General features: G+C 70.2%; 19 protein-coding genes. 8 read left to right on the forward strand and 11 right to left on the reverse strand.

What is annotated here, in order from left to right; translation table 11 throughout:
• From pspAB to glnA, 4 genes are all read right to left on the reverse strand, one after another.
• Positions 1-524 (reverse strand): PspA-associated protein PspAB (gene pspAB, locus ABT137_RS37465; RefSeq protein ID WP_351715943.1); only part of this gene is annotated, 524 nt, incomplete at its 3' end.
• 2 nt (positions 525-526) lie between these two features.
• Complete coding sequence (gene htpX / locus ABT137_RS37470; protein ID WP_351715767.1) at positions 527-1447, reverse strand: zinc metalloprotease HtpX; 921 nt, start codon at positions 1445-1447, stop codon at positions 527-529.
• A gap of 213 nt (positions 1448-1660) precedes the next feature.
• Positions 1661-1918: an SCO2583/SCO2584 N-terminal domain-containing protein gene (locus tag ABT137_RS37475; protein WP_351715769.1), complete on the reverse strand. Its 258-nt coding sequence runs from the start codon at positions 1916-1918 to the stop codon at positions 1661-1663.
• 102 nt (positions 1919-2020) lie between these two features.
• Positions 2021-3430 carry a type I glutamate--ammonia ligase gene (gene glnA / locus ABT137_RS37480; RefSeq protein WP_351715771.1) on the reverse strand — a complete coding sequence of 470 codons (1410 nt, stop codon included), beginning with the start codon at positions 3428-3430 and terminating at the stop codon, positions 2021-2023.
• 212 nt (positions 3431-3642) lie between these two features.
• Here glnA and ABT137_RS37485 point away from each other — a divergent pair, with 212 nt between their 5' ends.
• On the forward strand, positions 3643-4110 hold the full coding sequence (locus ABT137_RS37485) for an RDD family protein (RefSeq protein ID WP_351715773.1): 468 nt from the start codon (positions 3643-3645) through the stop codon (positions 4108-4110).
• Positions 4111-4211: 101 nt separating this feature from the next.
• On the opposite strand, the gene ABT137_RS37490 is transcribed toward ABT137_RS37485, so the two are convergent.
• Positions 4212-5852, reverse strand: coding sequence for an FAD-dependent oxidoreductase (locus ABT137_RS37490; protein ID WP_351715775.1), 1641 nt, complete (start codon positions 5850-5852; stop codon positions 4212-4214).
• Between the two features lie 211 nt (positions 5853-6063).
• Between ABT137_RS37490 and ABT137_RS37495 the strand changes: the two genes are divergently transcribed.
• From ABT137_RS37495 to ABT137_RS37525, 7 genes are read left to right on the forward strand one after another with little or no spacing between them, the layout of a single operon-like run.
• Positions 6064-7134, forward strand: coding sequence for a SchA/CurD-like domain-containing protein (locus ABT137_RS37495; protein WP_351715777.1), 1071 nt, complete (start codon positions 6064-6066; stop codon positions 7132-7134).
• Between the two features lie 46 nt (positions 7135-7180).
• On the forward strand, positions 7181-7594 hold the full coding sequence (locus ABT137_RS37500) for a cupin domain-containing protein (RefSeq protein ID WP_351715778.1): 414 nt from the start codon (positions 7181-7183) through the stop codon (positions 7592-7594).
• The gene (locus ABT137_RS37505; RefSeq protein WP_351715780.1) at positions 7591-8859 is read left to right on the forward strand and encodes a beta-ketoacyl-[acyl-carrier-protein] synthase family protein; all 1269 of its coding nucleotides are present in this window, start codon (positions 7591-7593) and stop codon (positions 8857-8859) included. Before ABT137_RS37500 ends, ABT137_RS37505 begins: the two co-directional genes overlap by 4 nt.
• Complete coding sequence (locus tag ABT137_RS37510; RefSeq protein WP_351715781.1) at positions 8856-10100, forward strand: ketosynthase chain-length factor; 1245 nt, start codon at positions 8856-8858, stop codon at positions 10098-10100. Before ABT137_RS37505 ends, ABT137_RS37510 begins: the two co-directional genes overlap by 4 nt.
• A gap of 44 nt (positions 10101-10144) precedes the next feature.
• Entirely contained in the window at positions 10145-10396 is a 252-nt protein-coding gene (locus ABT137_RS37515; protein WP_089101200.1) for an acyl carrier protein, read from the forward strand.
• A 1-nt stretch (position 10397) separates the two neighbouring features.
• Positions 10398-10877 carry an SRPBCC family protein gene (locus ABT137_RS37520; protein ID WP_351715783.1) on the forward strand — a complete coding sequence of 160 codons (480 nt, stop codon included), beginning with the start codon at positions 10398-10400 and terminating at the stop codon, positions 10875-10877.
• Positions 10878-10911: 34 nt separating this feature from the next.
• On the forward strand, positions 10912-11244 hold the full coding sequence (locus ABT137_RS37525) for a TcmI family type II polyketide cyclase (protein WP_351715784.1): 333 nt from the start codon (positions 10912-10914) through the stop codon (positions 11242-11244).
• A gap of 81 nt (positions 11245-11325) precedes the next feature.
• Here ABT137_RS37525 and ABT137_RS37530 read toward each other — a convergent pair whose 3' ends face one another.
• The 6 genes from ABT137_RS37530 to lipB all read right to left on the reverse strand — a co-directional run bounded on the left by ABT137_RS37530 (position 11326) and on the right by lipB (position 16923).
• Entirely contained in the window at positions 11326-12321 is a 996-nt protein-coding gene (locus ABT137_RS37530; RefSeq protein ID WP_502984643.1) for a methyltransferase, read from the reverse strand.
• A 111-nt stretch (positions 12322-12432) separates the two neighbouring features.
• Positions 12433-13533: a right-handed parallel beta-helix repeat-containing protein gene (locus tag ABT137_RS37535; RefSeq protein WP_351715787.1), complete on the reverse strand. Its 1101-nt coding sequence runs from the start codon at positions 13531-13533 to the stop codon at positions 12433-12435.
• A gap of 208 nt (positions 13534-13741) precedes the next feature.
• Positions 13742-14443 (reverse strand): DUF4191 domain-containing protein, encoded by a 702-nt coding sequence (locus ABT137_RS37540; RefSeq protein ID WP_351715789.1) that lies wholly within the window; start codon positions 14441-14443, stop codon positions 13742-13744.
• Between the two features lie 70 nt (positions 14444-14513).
• Entirely contained in the window at positions 14514-14711 is a 198-nt protein-coding gene (locus tag ABT137_RS37545; protein ID WP_181806529.1) for an SCO2195 family GlnR-regulated protein, read from the reverse strand.
• Positions 14712-14962: 251 nt separating this feature from the next.
• Positions 14963-15928 (reverse strand): lipoyl synthase, encoded by a 966-nt coding sequence (lipA, locus tag ABT137_RS37550; protein WP_217552704.1) that lies wholly within the window; start codon positions 15926-15928, stop codon positions 14963-14965.
• A 191-nt stretch (positions 15929-16119) separates the two neighbouring features.
• Entirely contained in the window at positions 16120-16923 is an 804-nt protein-coding gene (gene lipB, locus ABT137_RS37555; RefSeq protein WP_351715791.1) for a lipoyl(octanoyl) transferase LipB, read from the reverse strand.
• Between the last annotated feature and the right edge of the window lie 10 nt (positions 16924-16933).

The following is a 16933-nucleotide window of genomic DNA, read 5'->3' on the forward strand; positions in this document are numbered from 1 at the left end:
TTTTCCCTCCCTCCCGCTCTTCCTTTCTCCCCCCGCCGGTGGTCGGGCCGCTGACCGGAACCGGGCAGCGGCGCGAAGGGGTAGAAGGTGCCCCGCTTGTAGAGGTAGACGAGCCCGAGCCTGCGCCCGCGCTCGTCCTCGAAGGCGGCCAGGGAACAGAGCAGCTGCGGGCCGAAGCCGTTGACCTCCATCGAGCTGTTCACCGCGTGCAGGTCGTTGACCAGCTGCGGAAGCTGCTCGGGGGAGCGCTGCGAGACCAGCCAGGAGTACCCGTAGTCGTCCTGGTGCAGCTCCACCGGAACCCCGCCGCGGTCCGAGTCCGCGTCGAGGAGCGCCTGGACCTCCCGGTGGGTCTGCTCGAAGGCCGCGCCCTCCACGGTGGCGAAGCACACCGCGCCCCCGCCGGTGGGCCTGAACCCGGCCGCCGCCTCCAGCGTCACCGCCGCCGACGGCAGTGCGAACAACTGGTCGAGATCGGGCACGACCGGCTTCGTACGGCCCAGCAGGATGTCCAGGAACCCCATGCTCACCCGGCCTTTCCGGGCGTCGCCGCCTCACCCAGCTCCGCCGAGATCCGCCCCAGCTGCTCCAGCCGCTGCTCCAGGGGCGGGTGGGTGGAGAAGAAGCGCTCGATGCCGGGCTCCTTGCCGGTCGCCGGGGTGAAGTAGAACGCGTTGAAGGCCTGGGCCGTGCGCAGGTCCTTGGTCGGGATCCGGGCGATGTCACCGGAGACCTTGGTCAGCGCCGAGGCCAGGGCCGAGGGGCGCCCGGTCAGCTGGGCGGCCGCCCGGTCGGCGGCCAGCTCCCGGTACCGGGACAGCGCCCTGATCAGCAGGAAGCTGATCGCGTACACGGCCGCGGAGACTCCGATGATCGCGGCGAACACGGCGGCCGTGTTCTGGTCCCGCCTGCCCCCGCCGAAGATCTGCGAGTAGAACGCGAACCGCACGATGAGCCCGGCGATCACGCCCAGGAAGGACGCGACCGTGATCACGGCGACGTCCTTGTGCGCCACGTGCGACAGCTCGTGCGCGAGCACGCCCTCCAGCTCGGCGGGCTCCAGCCGCCGCAGCAGCCCGGTGGTCACGCAGACGACCGCGTGATCGGGATTCCGCCCGGTCGCGAACGCGTTCGGCATGTCCATATCGGAAACGGCGACGACCGGCTTCGGCATGTCCGCGATCGCACACAGCCGGTCCACCACGGCGTGCAGCTCCGGATACTCCTCCCGCTCCACGACCCGCCCGCGCATGGCGAACATCGCGATCCGGTCGGAGAACCAGAACTGCGCCACGAACATCGCGCCCACCAGCACGACGACCAGCAGCCACGACTTCAGCAACACGATCAACGCGGCAACGAAGCCGACGTACAACAACCCGAGCAGGAACAGCGTGACCGTCATCCGTACGGTCAGCCGGCGGTCGCTCCGGAAGCGGCTCTGCATCTTGCCTCACCCCGCAGTCAGGCACTCGTCCCGCTGTCCAGTGTGCACCTGCCGGGGGCAATGAGGAGGTTCCGAACGTGCCTAGTAGCGGCAAAAGGTCCCTGTGAATCCCTGTGAGGGTGCGGCGCCGTCGTGGTTGCTCGCGCCCACGCGGCGGAGCCGCACATCAGATACGGCCCCGCGCCCCTTACGGGGCGCCTATTCGGGCCTTCTCTAGTACGGCGAGCGCGTCTGTATGTACCCCAGCAGGACGATCACCGCCGCCACGCATCCCAGGACCACCGCCGTCGACACCCATGACGACCTGCGCGGCGCCACCGGTCCCGGATCCGGCCGGAACGGTACCGGGTCCGGCGGGTTCTCCTTCCAGCGGGCGGCGAGCATCCGGGCCCGCGCGGACGGCTCCTTGTGCTCGGCCTGGTCGGCCCAGCGCAGGTCGAACTCCCGCTCCTCGTCGTCCTGTTGAGACACCCTGATCCCCCCGTATCGAACATGCGTACCGACGCACGATACGACGGCGCCCCCGTCCCGAGAAACAGGAACGGGGGCGCCGAACAGCCGGAGCGGCGTCTGTCACACGTCGAAGTACAGCTCGAACTCGTGCGGGTGCGGGCGCAGCTGCAGCGGGGCGATCTCGTTGGTGCGCTTGAAGTCGATCCACGTCTCGATCAGGTCGGGCGTGAAGACGTCACCGGCGAGCAGGAACTCGTGGTCGCGCTCCAGGGAGTCGAGGACGGCCGGGAGGGAGGTCGGGACCTGGGCGACGTTCGCGTGCTCCTCGGGAGCCAGCTCGTAGAGGTCCTTGTCGATCGGCTCGGCCGGCTCGATCTTGTTCTTGATGCCGTCCAGGCCCGCGAGGAGCAGGGCCGAGAAGGCCAGGTACGGGTTGCCGGAGGAGTCGGGCGCGCGGAACTCGACGCGCTTGGCCTTCGGGTTCGAACCCGTGATCGGGATACGCATCGCGGCGGAGCGGTTGCGCTGCGAGTACACCAGGTTGATCGGGGCCTCGAAGCCCGGGACCAGGCGGTGGTACGAGTTCACCGTCGGGTTGGTGAAGGCGAGCAGCGACGGGGCGTGCTTCAGGATGCCGCCGATGTAGTAGCGGGCGATGTCCGACAGGCCCGCGTATCCGGCCTCGTCGTAGAAGAGCGGGGAGCCGCCCGTCCACAGCGACTGGTGGACGTGCATGCCCGAGCCGTTGTCGCCGAAGATCGGCTTCGGCATGAAGGTCGCGGTCTTGCCGTTGCGCCAGGCCACGTTCTTCACGATGTACTTGAAGAGCTGGAGGTCGTCGGCCGCGGCGAGCAGCGTGTTGAACTTGTAGTTGATCTCCGCCTGGCCGGCGGTGCCCACCTCGTGGTGCTGGCGCTCGACCTGGAGGCCGGCCCTGCCCAGCTCCAGGGAGATCTCGGCACGCAGGTCGGCGAAGTGGTCGACCGGCGGGACCGGGAAGTAGCCGCCCTTGTAGCGGACCTTGTAACCACGGTTGTCCTCGAGCGCGCCCGTGTTCCAGGCGCCGGCCTCGGAGTCGATGTGGTAGAAGCTCTCGTTCGCCGAGGTGGCGAAACGGACGCTGTCGAAGACGTAGAACTCGGCCTCGGGGCCGAAGTACGCGGTGTCCGCGATACCGGTCGACGCGAGGTACGCCTCCGCCTTCTTCGCCACGTTGCGCGGGTCACGGGAGTACTGCTCGCCCGTGATCGGGTCGTGGATGAAGAAGTTGATGTTGAGCGTCTTGTCGCGGCGGAAGGGGTCCACCCGGGCCGTCGACAGGTCGGCGCGCAGCGCCATGTCGGACTCGTGGATCGCCTGGAAGCCGCGGATCGAGGATCCGTCGAAGGCGAGCTCGTCGTCCGGGTCGAACGCCTCGACGGGCACCGTGAAGTGCTGCATGACGCCCGGCAGGTCGCAGAAACGGACGTCGACGAACTTGACGTCCTCGTCCGCGATGAACTTCTTGGCCTCGTCGGCGTTCTGGAACATCCAGCTCCTCCTACTCCCGGCCGTTCCCGTGCCGGGGTGGTAGTTCGTTCGTGCGGCCAGTGCGGTGGCACACGTTGTCCTCGACCCTAGGGACGGGTGATTTCTCGGGCGTGACCCATTTGTTTCGCTGAAGTTAACCGACCTCGGTTCCACGGTAGCCCCGGGACACCCCGCCGGACCCCGGGCGGATACCGGGGCAGTACCGTTTACGGGTGGACAACAGGCAAGCAATCGGATCGTGGCTCTCCGGCCCCCGCGCGGCCATGGAAGAGGCCGGTGCGGAGTTCGGATACCGGGGCGAGCAACTCGGTCTGCCGGAGGAGGGGCCGGGCTCGATCGCCCGCCCGGGACGGCGGCTCGGGGCGCTGGTCGTGGACTGGGCGCTGTGCGTCTTGATCGCATACGGCCTGATCACTGACGGCTACACCCCGGCGACCGGCAACTGGGCCCTCCTTGTCTTCTTCGCCCTGGGTGTCCTGACGGTCGGTACGGTCGGCTTCACGCCGGGTAAGCGGCTGTTCCGGCTGCGGGTGGTCGGCGTCGAGACGGGCCGGGTGCAGCCGCTGCGCGCACTGGCCCGCACGGTGCTGCTGTGCCTCGCGATCCCGGCGCTGGTGTGGGACCGGGACGGCAGGGGGCTGCACGACCGGCTGGCGAAGACCGTAGAGGTGCGCATGTAGGTGCGGGCCGGCGGGGGTTACGGGGCGCTGCAGTCGCGTCAGCTACATAGCTGCGGGCAGGCGTGCCTCCCCCAGTCCCCACCCCCGCCCCCCACCCCGGCTCACCTCCTCCGCAGCACCCGCGCCAGTACCTCCCGCAGCTCTCCCTCCGGGTCGGGCACGGCGCCTTCCGAGCGCCATGCCACGAACCCGTCCGGCCGGACCAGTACCGCCCCGTCCGCCGTCGTACCGTGCGCCGCCGCCCAGTCGCCGCCCTCCGTGTCGTACACAAGATCGCCCGTCGCGCCGATGCGGTACGTGTCCAGCCGCAGCCGCTCCGTGTCCGCGATCCGCCGGGCGGCCGAGTGCCAGGCCGCGCCCCCCGCCGACGCCGCGTCACTCAGCAGCACCAGTGACCGCTCGTAGAGGTCGAGCGTGGACATCCGCTCCCCCTCCCGGCGCAGCCACAGGTGCGGGGCCCGGCTGCCCGGCTGGCCGGTGAGGTTCATCCCATTGGGTACCAGCGGCTGGTCCGGGTCGGCGCCGAGGACCGCGCCCTTCGGGTAGCGGTAGCCGAGGACGATGTTGAGGATGCCGCCGCGCCGGTCGGCGCCGACGCCGGGGGCGGGCGCGAAGCCGGGGTGGCTGTGCTCGACGGAGCGGGCGGAGGCGCGGGCGCTGGTGGCGAGGGCGACCGGGCGGCGCTCGGCGTCGTACGACTCCAGCAGGCCCGGGCCGGCCCAGCCGTCCAGGACCGCCGCCAGCTTCCACGCGAGGTTGTGGGCGTCCTGGATGCCGGTGTTGGAGCCGAAGGCCCCCGTCGGGGACATCTCGTGCGCGGAGTCGCCGGCCAGGAAGACCCGCCGGTCGGCGTAGCGTTCCGCGACCCGTTCGGCCGCCCGCCAGGACGCGCGGCCGGTGACCTCGACGTCGAGGTCGGGGACGCCGACGGCCCGGCGGATGTGCCGGGTGAGGCGTTCCTCCGTGAACTCGTCGAGGGTCTCGCCGCGTTCGGGGTGCCAGGGCGCGTGGAAGACCCAGCGCTCCTTGTTGTCGACGGGGAGGAGGGCGCCGTCCGCCTCCGGGTCGGTGAGGTAGCAGCAGATGAACCGGCGGTCCCCGACCGTGTTCTGGAGCAGCTTGGAACGGAAGGTGATGCTGACGTTCGCGAACAGGTCGCCGGGGCCCGTCTGGCCGATGCCGAGCCGGCCGCGGACCGGGGAGCGCGGGCCGTCGGCCGCGACCAGGTAGTCCGCGCGGACGGTGTACATCCGGTCGGAGTCACGGTCGCGGACGTACGCCGTCACTCCTTCGGGGTCCTGTTCGAAGGACTCCATCTCGTGGAAGTAGCGCAGGTCGCCGGTGAGGGACTCGGCCGCCTGGCGGAGGACCGGTTCGAGGTCGTTCTGGCTGCACAGGCACCAGCCCGTCGGGCTGAACCGCGCGATTCCGCCGCCCGGGTCGATCTCCTTGAACAGCCACTCGCCGGCGTCGCCGACCAGCGTCGGGGTCTGCAGGATGCCGTGGTTGTCGGCGAGGAGGGAGGCCGCGGCCTTGATGTCCGGCTCGATGCCCGCTCTCCGGAACAGCTCCATCGTCCGCACGTTGTTGCCCCGGCCGCGTGGGTGGATCGAGGTTCCGGAGTGTCTCTCGACGAGCATGTGGCGTACGCCCAGTCGGCCCAGGAAGAGGGACATGGACAGGCCCACGAGGGAGCCGCCCACCACGAGGACGGGGACCTGGTGATCGGTTTTCTGGTGCATCGGGCACTCCAGAGGCGGGTGTTGGTGCGTCAGGTGCGTTGGAACGTCCATGCCCGTCCGGGCCCCCTCGGGAGGGGTTCCGCGGGCTCAATCACCCACCTGGTTCACGCGAGTCGCGCGCTTCGGAGGACCGGCACAGGATCAAGAAGCGCTGACGCCGCGTCATCGGCGAAGGCGCAGGCCGCTGCCCAGCGAAGGAGATGTGCGAAGCATGACGACGATCTCGGAAAAGGTTTCGGCAAAGCCGACCCGAACGACCCGCCCGGTCTCGACACGGGTCTCCCAGTCCGTCTTCGACGGTTCCCGGCTCCGGGTCGTCCTGCTGGTGGACGTCTACGACGGCGCGCAGCAGCAGTTCCTGGAGGCCTACGAGCAGCTGTGCAACCAGGTCGCCCAGGTACCCGGCCACGTCAGCGACCAGCTCTGCCAGTCGATCGAGAACCCCTCCCAGTGGCTGATCACCAGCGAGTGGGAGAGCGCCCCGCCGTTCCTCGCCTGGGTGAACAGCGAGGAGCACGTGGAGATGGTGAAGCCGCTGCACAACTGCGTCCGCGACACCCGCTCGCTCCGCTTCCACGTCGTACGGGAGACCGGCGGCCCGTCGGCGGACGCCGTACGCGTCCTGCAGGCCAACCCGCGGATGGGCGACGGCGTGATCCGCCACGCGCTCACCTTCACGGTCACGCCGGGCAGTGAGGCCAAGGTCGCGAAGATCCTCGCGGACTACGCCTCGCCCGAGGCGAAGGTCGACGACTCCACCCGGCTCTGCCGTACCTCCCTGTTCATGCACGGCAACCGGGTCGTGCGGGCCATCGAGGTGCGCGGCGACCTGATGGCCGCCCTGCGTCACGTCGCCCGGCAGCCCGAGGTGCGGGCCGTCGAGGAGGCCATCAACCCCTACCTGGAGCAGGAGCGCGACCTCAACGACCAGGAGTCCGCACGGGTGTTCTTCACCCGGGCGGCCCTGCCGGCCGTCCACCACGTCAGCGCCGAGGAGCTGGCCGAGGGCGAGCGGTACGCCCTCTACTACCCGGCCCGCCCGGGCTGCGGGATGCGGCTCGCGGAGCTGCTCGCGCAGCAGGACGAGGCCACGGCCGAGGACCCGGCGAGCCCGGTGCTGCACAGCACGGTCTTCCAGCGCGACGACGTCGTCGTCCGCCTGGTCGAGCAGCGGCCCGGCAAGCCCGTGGACGTCACCCCGGCCCACGCGCTGACCGCCCTGCTGGACGGCGACGCGGTGCGGATGCAGCTCCTCACCGACCGCCGCTCCCCGGACGCCTGACGCCTGACCCCCCACCGTCGCATCACCCCCACGGAGGAACGCACACATGCAGCCCATTCCGAAGATCGTGGACCTCAGCGAGGTCGAGCCCAACACCCGGCGCGGCGGCGATCTGCGCGCCATGCTCACCCCGGCCACGGTGGGTTCCACCAGCGGTTTCATGGGTGTGGCCATCGTGCAGCCGGGCGACCGCATCGCCGAGCACTACCACCCGTACTCCGAGGAGTTCGTGTACGTCGTCTGCGGCGAGATGGTGGTCGACCTGGACGGCGAACCGCACCCGCTGCGGCCCGAACAGGGGCTGATGATCCCCATCAGCATGAAGCACCGCTTCCGCAACGTGGGCAACGTCGAGGCCCGGATCGTCTTCCACCTCGGCCCGCTGGCCCCGCGCCCGAGCCTCGGCCACGTCGACACCGAGGAGACGGAAGCCGTCGCCGTGGGGCAGGTCCGGTCGTGACCCGGCGCGTGGCGGTTACGGGCATAGGCATCGTCGCTCCGGGGGGTGTGGGCGTACCGGCGTTCTGGGATCTGCTCGCCTCGGGCCGGACCGCGACGCGCGGCATCACCTTCTTCGACCCCTCGGGCCTCAGGTCGCGGATCGCCGCCGAGTGCGATTTCGACCCGGCGGCGCACGGCCTGGACGCCGAGGAGATCGAGCGGGCGGACCGTTACATACAGTTCGCCCTGGTCGCCGGTGACGAGGCGGTCCGGGACTCCGGTCTCGACCTCGGCCGGGAGGACCCCTGGCGGATCGGGGTCTCCCTGGGTACGGCGGTCGGTGGCACCACCCGTCTTGAGCACGACTACGTCCTGGTGAGCGGCGCGGGTCAGCGCTGGGACGTGGACCACCGGCAGGCGCAGCCCCAGCTGCACCGGGCGTTCTCCCCGAGCACGCTCGCCTCCGCGGTGGCGGAACGTTTCGGCGCTCAGGGTCCGGTACAGACCGTGTCCACCGGCTGCACCTCGGGCCTGGACGCCGTCGGCTACGCCTTCCACACCGTCCAGGAGGGCCGCGCCGACATCTGCATCGCCGGTGCCTCGGACTCCCCGATCTCACCCATCACCATGGCCTGCTTCGACGCGATCAAGGCCACCTCCCCGAACAACGACGACCCCGAGCACGCCTCCCGCCCGTTCGACAACCGCCGTGACGGGTTCGTCATGGGCGAGGGCGGCGCGGTGCTCGTCCTGGAGGAGCTGGAGCACGCCAAGGCCCGCGGCGCGCACATCTACTGCCAGCTCGACGGCTACGCCACCTTCGGCAACGCCTACCACATGACCGGTCTCACCAGCGAGGGCCTGGAGATGGCCCGCGCCATCGAGACCGCCCTGGACCACGCCCGCCTCGACCCCACCGCCATCGACTACGTCAACGCGCACGGCTCCGGCACCCGGCAGAACGACCGCCACGAGACCGCCGCCGTGAAGAAGGCGCTCGGACAGCACGCGTACAGCACGCCCATGAGCTCCATCAAGTCCATGGTGGGCCACTCGCTCGGCGCGATCGGCGCCATCGAGGTCGTCGCCTGCGTGCTCGCCCTGGCCCACCAGGTCGTCCCGCCCACCGCCAACTACGAGACCCCCGACCCCGAGTGCGACCTCGACTACGTGCCGCGCGTCGCCCGCGAACGGAGCCTGAACGGCGTCCTGTCCGTGGGCAGCGGGTTCGGCGGCTTCCAGTCCGCGGTGATCCTGACCCGGCAGAGAGGACGGACACGATGAGCGAACCCCGGTCTCGACGGGCGGCCGTCACCGGCATCGGTGTCGTCGCGCCCAACGGAACCAGCACCGAGACCTTCTGGAAATCCGTCCAGGAGGGACGCAACGTCCTCGACAAGGTGACCCGCGACGGCTGCGAGCACCTGCCCATGAAGGTGGCCGGGGAAGTCCGCGACTTCGATCCGGCGGCCGCCGTCGAGGAACGCCTCATCGTCCAGACCGACCGCTTCACGCACTTCGCGATGGCCGCGGCCGACCTGGCACTCGAAGACGCCCGGCTCGGCCGCGCCGACACCGAGGGCTCGCCGTTCGACATCGGCGTGGTCACCGCGGCCGGCTCCGGCGGCGGCGAGTTCGGCCAGCGCGAGCTCCAGCAACTCTGGGGCAAGGGCAGCCGGTTCGTCGGCCCCTACCAGTCCATCGCCTGGTTCTACGCGGCCAGCACCGGCCAGATCTCCATCCGGCGCGGCTTCAAGGGCCCCTGCTCGGTGGTCGCCGCCGACGAGGCCGGCGGCCTGGACGCCCTCGCCCACGCGGCCCGCGCGGTCCGCCGCGGCACGGACGTCATCGTGGCCGGCTCCACCGAGGCACCGATAGCTCCGTACTCGGTGGTCTGCCAGCTCGGCTACGAGGAACTCAGCCGGGAGACCGACCCGACCCGCGCCTACCGCCCGTTCACCGAGCAGGCCTGCGGGTTCGTGCCGGCCGAGGGCGGCGCCATGCTCGTCGTGGAGGACACCGGCTCGGCCCGCCGACGCGGACTGCCGGTCCGGGCCACCCTCGACGGCCACGCGTCCACCTTCACCGGCGCCTCCCGCTGGGCCGAGTCCCGGGCCGGGCTCGCCCAGGCCATCCGCGGGGCGCTGGCCGAGGCCGGCTGCGCCCCCGAGGAGGTCGACGTGGTCTTCGCCGACGCCCTCGGAGTGCCGGAAGCCGACCGGGCGGAGGCGCTGGCCATCACCGACGTCCTCGGCGCGCACGGCAGGCGGGTGCCGGTCACCGCGCCCAAGACCGGGATCGGCCGGGGCTACTGCGCGGCCCCGGTCCTGGACACCGCCGCCGCGGTGCTCGCCATGGAACACGGTCTGATCCCGCCGACCCCGGGTGTCCACGACATCTGCCACGACCTCGACCTCGTGACCGGCAGCGCGCGTGCCGCGCGGCCACGCACGGCACTGGTGCTCAGCCGGGGCCTCATGGGGTCGAACTCGGCGCTCGTACTGCGCCACGGCGCGGCCGAGTGAGTCGAACACACCAGCTGCCCAGCAGCGAAGCAGAAGGAGTTCCTATGAGCATCACCGTGGACGAACTGTCCGAACTCATGAAGAAGGCCGCCGGCGTCACCGTCTCCCCGGCGGACCTCCAGGACCGGGCCGACAGCGGCTTCGACGTCCTCGGCGTCGACTCGCTCGGCCTGCTCGGCATCGTCGGCGAGCTGGAGAACCGGCACGGCGTGCCCATGCCGGTGGACGCCGAACGGTGCAAGACGCCGCGCCAGTTCCTCGACCTCGTCAACAGCGCCATGCCCGCGGGAGCCTGACATGACCGGACACACCCAGAACGAGATCACCATCGCCGCGCCCGTCGACCTGGTCTGGGACATGACCAACGACGTGGCCAACTGGCCCCAGCTGTTCAGCGAGTACGCCAGCGCCGAGATCCTCGAGGAGACGGGGAAGAAGGTCACCTTCCGGCTGACCATGCACCCCGACGAGAACGGCAAGGTGTGGAGCTGGGTCTCCGAGCGCGAGGCGGACCGCCGCAACCTCCGCGTCAAGGCCCGCCGGGTCGAGACCGGCCCGTTCGCGCACATGGACATCCTCTGGCAGTACGAGGAGGTGCCCGCCGGTACCCGGATGATCTGGACCCAGGACTTCGCGATGAAGCCGGAGGCCCCCGTCGACGACGAGTGGATGACCGACAACATCAACAAGAACTCCAAGATCCAGATGGCCCTGATCCGGGACAAGATCGAGAAGGCCGCCACCGGCCGGCGCCCCGACCCGGCCCTCGCCGACTGAGCCGGCCGTCAGGAAGACAGGAACGGAGAGACACGTGCATCAGGCCCTGATCGTCGCCCGTATGGCACCGGGCTCCGCGCCCGACATCGCGAAGGTGTTCGCGGAGTCCGACCGGGGAGAGCTGCCGCACCTCGTCGGGGTGGTCCGGCGCAGCCTCTTCCAGTTCGGCGATGTGTACATGCACCTCGTCGAGTCCGAGCGCGAGCCGGGACCGGCCATCGCCAAGGTCACCTCGCACCCCGAGTTCAGGGACATCAGCGACCGTCTCACGGCGTACGTCAGCGCGTACGACCCGGAGACCTGGCGTTCCCCGAAGGACGCGATGGCCCAGCGCTTCTACCTCTGGGAGCGCGACGGCGGCGCGTGACCCCGCGTACCGCCGTACGCCAACGGTGCCGGACCCGCGCACGACGCGGGCCCGGCACCGGCGTTTGCCGGGCCACCCGGCTCAGGCGGGCACCGTGCAGTCGAAGGCGTGCAGGTACGGGTTGACCGGCCGGATGTCGTTCACGCTCAGACCCGCGTCGCCCAGCCGCCGCACCATGCTGTCGGTGGTGTGCTTGGCGCCGCCGACGTTCAGGAGCAGCAGCAGGTCCATCGCGGTGCTGAACCGCATCGACGGGGTGTCGTCGACCAGGTTCTCGATCACCACGACCCGGGCCCCGGGCCCGCCCGCCGCGACCACGTTGGCGAGCAGCCGCGCGGTGGACTCGTCGTCCCACTCCAGGATGTTCTTGATGATGTAGACGTCCGCGTCGACCGGCACGGCCTCCCGGATGTCGCCGGGCACCACCCGCGCCCGGTCCGCGAGGTCGCCGCCCTCGCGCAGCCGGGGCAGGGCCTTCTCCACCACCTGGGGCAGATCCAGCAGATAGCCCTTCATCGCCGGGTACTTGTCCAGCAGGCTGGCCACCACGTGCCCCTGCCCGCCGCCGAGGTCCGCGACCGACCGGCTGCCGGACAGGTCGAGCAGGGCGGCGACCTCGCGGGCCGACTGCTCGCTGGAGGTGGTCATCGCCCGGTTGAAGACGTCCGCCGACTCCGGGGCGTCCTCGTTCAGGTAGACGAAGAACTCCTTGCCGTAGAGGTCCTCGACGACGTTGCGGCCGCTGCGCACGGCCTCGTCGAGCTTCGGCCAGGCGTCCCAGGTCCACGGCTCGGTGCACCACATGGCGATGTAGCGCAGGCTGTGCGGGTCGTCCTCGCGCAGCAGCCGGGAGGTCTCGGTGTGGGCGAACGTCCCGTCCGGCCGCTCGGCGAAGACGCCGTAGCAGGACAGGGCGCGCAGCAGCCGGCGCAGCGGCTTCGGGTCCGTCTTCACCGCGGAGGCCAGGGTCTCCACGGTCATGGGAGCGTCCCCGAGCGCGTCGGCGACCCGCAGCCGGGCGGCCGCGCGGACGGCGGCGGCACAGGCCGCCCCGAACACGAGCTCGCGCAGCCGCATCGACGGCGGCGGAGCGTCCTCCGCCGGCTCCTTGGCCGACGTCGAGAGGTCGCGTGCTGGTGCGGTCATGTGCCGCCTTCCTTCCGTGGGGGGTGTCGTACGGTCGTCAGGTCAGCACAGACCCGAGGGCTTGGACTTCTTGCAGGAGTTGTCCTTGAAGGCGTTGCCGTGCTTGCTGGCCTCCTGGTTGACCAGGTCGGCGGGGGAGTTGTCCGACAGCTTGTTGCGGGTGATCTGGTTCTTGTCGCTGGTGGCACCCACGAAGCTCTTGAAGACCACGACACCGCCCGACAGCGGCGACTTGCCGGAGTTGCCGGTGACGGTGTTCCCGGTCACCAGGGTGTTCTCGGCGCCGGTGAGGACGATGCCGGAGCCCTGCAGGAAGGACAGTCGGGCGGTCTTCTTGCAGTACTTGTTGTTCTTCACGACCTGGTTGTCGGCGACCGTCAGGTGACCGGCCTTCGGCTTGTTCTCGTCGCCGACGACGAACACGCCCGCGCAGTTCCCGGTGACCGAGTTGTCGGAGACCGTGAGGTTGCGCAGCCGGCGGACGGTGACGCCGATCCGGTTGTTCTCCAGGAGGTTGTGCTCGACGACCGTGCCGAACGTGTCGACGGCACCCTTCTCCGTGGTGACGGAGTTGGCGAGGAAGATGCCCGCGTCGCCGTTGTTCCGGGCGACGTTGTTCTGGTACACGCTGTGGACCGAGCGCTCCTCGGCGAGGCCCCACTGCCCGTTCTTCACGGCGGCCACGCCGTGCACGTGCAGGTTGGCCGCGCCCACGGCCATGACGCCGGTCCGGGAGAACCCGGTCACGGTCATGTGGGCGATGGTCACGTCCTCGACGGGCTGCTTCTTGGCGCCGACCACGCAGATGCCGTTGCCCATCTCGGCGCAGGACTTCACGGCGGCCTTCTTCGTGCCGCTCATGGCCTTCATGGCCTTCTTGGACTTCTTGACCGGCTGGAGCACGGTGTCCGGGCCCACACCGCGCAGGGTGAGGCCGGGCGTGGTCACCTTGACGCTCTCGTGGTAGGTGCCGGCCAGCACCAGGACCGTGTCACCGGGCTCGGCGGCATTGACCGCCTTCTGGATGGACTCACCCGGGTGCACGGTCAGAACGCCGTGCGGGGAGGTCGCCGGGGCGGCGCCGAGGAGGGAGCCGCACAGGGCGGCGCTGCACGCGAGGTATGCGATATGGCGTTTTGTCACACCTGGCAGATTAGGAGCAGATCACCCGATAAACGGCTGGATGCTCCGTTCGGCGGCGTGTCATATCGGCGAGCTGATCACCGCGTTACGAGGCGAGAGCGCAGAACGACGATGGGGGCGTCCGGAGTGATCGAGAGCGCAGAACGACGATGGGGGCGTCCGGAGTGATCCGGGCGCCCCCATCGTCGTGGCAGTCGGGTACGTGGGCTCAGCGGGCCTTCCCGCCGCCCTTCGGCATCCGCATCCCCTTCGGCATCGGCCCCTTCGGCAACGGCATGTTGGACATCAGGTCCCCCATCGCCCGCAACCGGTCGTTGGTGGTCGTCACCTGGGGCCCCGTCAGCACACGAGGGAACTTCAGCATCGTGGTCCGCAGCTTCTTCAGCTCGACCTGGCCCTCGCCCGTGCCCACCATCACGTCGTGCACCGGCACGTCGGCCACGATCCGGGCCATCTTCTTCTTCTCGGCGGCCAGCAGGCTCTTCACCCGGTTCGGGTTGCCCTCGGCGACCAGGACGATGCCGGCCTTGCCGACCGCCCGGTGCACCACGTCCTGGCTGCGGTTCATCGCCACCGCCGGCGTCGTCGTCCAGCCCCGCCCGATGTTGTCCAGCACGGCGGCCGCGGCGCCCGGCTGGCCTTCCATCTGTCCGAAGGCCGCCCGCTCGGCCCGGCGGCCGAAGACGATCGCCGTCGCGAGGAAGGCGAGCAGCAGGCCCAGGATGCCCAGATAGACCGGGTGGCCGATCAGGAAGCCGATCACGAGGAAGACAGCAAGGGTGCCGAGACCGACACCCGCAAGTACGAGGCCGATCACCTTGTCGGCCTTGCGGGTCATCTTGTACGTCAGGACGATCTGCTTCAGTCGTCCCGCATTCGCAGCGTCCGCTGCGGGTTCCTTCCTCGCCATGCCCCGAAGTCTACGTGGCCCCGGGAGTGCCGACGACGGCAGTGTCCCGACAAGGGCCGCGGAAGGGGCGTCAGGAGCGGCCGGCGGCCTGCTCGAGGAAGCGCTGGGCCTCGACCCGGTCCTTGGCGCGACGGCGGTCCTCCAGCACGGAGGTCCAGGCGTTCTGGCGCGCGGTGCGCTGGCCGCCGCTCATGAGGAGCGACTCGACGGCGCGCAGCGCGTCGGTGAAGGACGGGATCGCGGTGGCGCGAACGGGCGCGGCCTGCATGGTGGAGGTCCCCCCTCGAGGTGGGTGTACGTGCTGTGATACCAGGGTCACTGTTCGGTGTTACCAGGGCGTGACCGACCGGTCAAACGCCAATGAAACCTTGATACGCAGGCCCGGAACGCTGACGCGGCCCTGACGTACGCCCTCATCAGCGAGGACGGTCAGGACCGCGTCCATTCGGTCACTACTGGCCGGTAATAGTTTGTGCGTGAATTCACACGCTCGGCGGCGGGCCCGGTCCGGGCCCGCCGTCAGACCGCCTGCGCGGCGACGAACGCGCCCCGCTTCTCGACGGCCATCTGGTACAGGCGGCCGGCGCGGTACGAGGACCGTACGAGCGGGCCGGACATGACACCGGAGAAGCCGATCTGCTCGGCCTCCTCCTTCAGCTCCACGAACTCCTGCGGCTTGACCCAGCGCTCCACGGGGTGGTGGCGCACGCTCGGGCGCAGGTACTGCGTGATGGTGACCAGCTCGCAGCCGGCCTCGTGCAGCTGGCGCAGCGCCTCGCCGACCTCCTCGCGGGTCTCGCCCATGCCGAGGATGAGGTTGGACTTGGTGACCAGGCCGAAGTCGCGGGCGGCCGTGATGACCTTGAGTGAGCGCTCGTAGCGGAAGCCGGGGCGGATCCGCTTGAAGATCCGGGGCACGGTCTCGACGTTGTGCGCGAAGACCTCGGGGCGCGACGAGAAGACCTCGGCGAGCTGCTCGGGGACCGCGTTGAAGTCGGGGGCGAGCAGCTCGACCTTGGTGCGGCCGGCCTCGCGCTCCGCCGTCTGCGCGTGGATCTGCCGGACCGTCTCCGCGTACAGCCAGGCGCCGCCGTCCGCCAGGTCGTCGCGGGCGACGCCGGTGATGGTCGCGTAGTTCAGGTCCATGGTGACCACGGACTCGCCCACGCGGCGCGGCTCGTCGCGGTCCAGGGCCTCGGGCTTGCCGGTGTCGATCTGGCAGAAGTCGCAGCGCCGGGTGCACTGGTCGCCGCCGATGAGGAAGGTCGCCTCGCGGTCCTCCCAGCACTCGTAGATGTTGGGGCAGCCGGCTTCCTGGCAGACCGTGTGCAGGCCCTCGCTCTTCACGAGGTTCTGCATCTTCGTGTACTCGGGGCCCATTTTCGCCCGCGTCTTGATCCACTCGGGCTTGCGCTCGATGGGGGTCTCGGCGTTGCGGACCTCCAGGCGCAGCATCTTGCGTCCGTCGGGTGAGACTGCGGACACGACCGGCTCCCTAGCGATTGATTCTTCGGCGATCCCAAGGGTACGCCCGTTGATTTGTTGCCCGGCGGGGATGCTGGCCTTGCCGGGGGCTGCCGCCCCCGGACCCCCGCTTCGGCCTGAACGGCCTCGTCCTCAAAAGCCGGACGGGCTGCTTGTGGCGCACTTCGTCCTCAAGTGCGGGGCGGGCCGGTTTATGCCGCCGGTGCCTTCTCGATCACCCTCGGCTTCAGATCGGCGTTCTCCAGGACGTCCTTCAGGTGCCGCTCCACCACCGGCAGCACCTCCGCGATCGTCACGTCCCGGCCCAGCTCGGCCGCGAGGGAGGCGACGCCCGCGTCCCGGATGCCGCACGGGATGATCCGGTCGAACCACTTGTTGTCCGGGTTCACGTTGAGGGCGAAACCGTGCATGGTCACGCCCTTGGCCACCCGGATGCCGATCGCGGCGATCTTGCGGTCCTCGCGGCGCTGGCCGGCGTTGGAGGGCGCGTACTCCGGGCCGTTGAGGCGGGGGTCGAACTCGTCGTCCGTCAGCCGGGGGTCGAAGTCCAGGGAGAGCCCGCCGAGGGCCTGCGGCCGCTGCTCGACCGGGTCGCCCAGCACCCACACGCCGCTGCGTCCCTCGACCCGGGTGGTCTCCAGGCCGAACTCGGCGCAGACGCGGATCAGTGCCTCCTCCAGGCGCCGTACGTGCGCGACCACGTCCACCGGGCGCGGGAGCTTCTGGATCGGATAGCCCACCAGCTGGCCCGGGCCGTGCCAGGTGATCTTGCCGCCGCGGTCCACGTCGATGACCGGGGTGCCGTCGAGCGGTCGCTCGTTGTCCGCGGTGCGGCGGCCCGCCGTGTAGACCGGGGGGTGTTCGAGCAGCAGGACCGTGTCGGGCACTTCGTCGGCGAACCGCGCCGCGTGCACCCGGCGCTGCTCGTCCCACGCCTCCTGGTACTCGACGGCGTCCGCGCCGAACCCCATACGGACGAACCGCAACTCACTCACGGCAAGCGCC

Origin of the sequence: Streptomyces sp. NPDC001980, from assembly GCF_040296885.1 — a bacterium.
Classification (GTDB): Bacteria; Actinomycetota; Actinomycetes; order Streptomycetales; family Streptomycetaceae; genus Streptomyces.